Here is a 1,032-nt window from a genome sequence, read left to right as displayed (position 1 = left end):
GTGCCCTAAATTTGTCGTTCCAGCCAGCGGTTTTCAATTTGCTGCGTTGACTCGGTAAGCCGCATTCACACTGCTTGAGCATATTCATTACAAAGCGCCTGAATAGGGCCATATTTTCTACCGCACCATCGACACAAATTCTTGATGAATCCTCTTTAAAAACAACATCTAGAACATAGTGCTGACCGTTCTCTATACGCCAGTGTTGGCGGATGTAGTGGCCTAGCAGCTTATGTTTTGGTGACATTGAGCTGACGTAGTAGCTGGTATCAATACTGGTTTTACCGCTGCAGGTTCTGTGCCGTTCTACCGCGATGATGCTGCGAATTGTCGGCCAACGCGCCGTTAACGCTTCGTCTAATTTTGGCTTGAGTTGATACACTATCCGCGTCTCTGTACGACCATGAGCTTGCTGCTTCACCTCGGTTACGACTTGCTCCTTGCCAGCATCGAATACGCGTTGAAATTGCTCGGTTACAGCCTGATATAGCTTGGGTTGATTCTTTTTAACCTGCACCACAACATCGGCTTTTTTCGCAGCAATCGTTTCTAGTGTTTGCCGTTGACAATGTAGCGCATCCACTGTGATAACACTGCCCTTAATATCAAGCACTTCAAGCATTTTCCGCACAACACTTATCTCGCCTTGCTTGGTTTCAGTGGACTGCTGTGACAGTACTAACCCTGACTCTGTATCGTATGCAGTAACAAGTTGTAATGCCGTCTTTTTATCGCCGCGATACGAACCACGCAGTACTTTGCCGTCAAGTGCAATAACTTGTTTACCCGCGGTGTGTCGCTGCTCGTTGACCCAGTTTAACAGAGCTTCCAGCAGTGATTCTGCCACCACAGATTTGAGGATCCGAGCGATGGTATGCCGCTTTGGGATCCCGTTTTTAAATGGCCGATACTGTCGCAACCAACCTTCCTTCGACTCGCCATAGAGCTGGATATCCTGCCAACCTTCAGCACCTGCCATGATGGCGCTAATAACAAGGAAAATGACATCAACTAAGTCGTGCTTTTTGTTAA

At 47.4% G+C, this 1,032-nt stretch carries 1 protein-coding gene; it reads right to left on the bottom strand.

Features of this window, described 5'->3' with window-relative positions; all coding sequences use genetic code 11:
• On the bottom strand, positions 1-1,032 hold a 1,032-nt coding region (locus F9Y84_RS21830; RefSeq protein WP_168756802.1), incomplete at both ends, for an ISAs1 family transposase.

It is taken from the genome of Pseudoalteromonas peptidolytica (genome assembly GCF_012641745.1).
Lineage (GTDB): Bacteria > Pseudomonadota > Gammaproteobacteria > Enterobacterales > Alteromonadaceae > Pseudoalteromonas > Pseudoalteromonas peptidolytica.
Note: the sequence above shows the minus strand (reverse complement) of the source record. Positions and strands in the feature narration are given on the sequence as shown.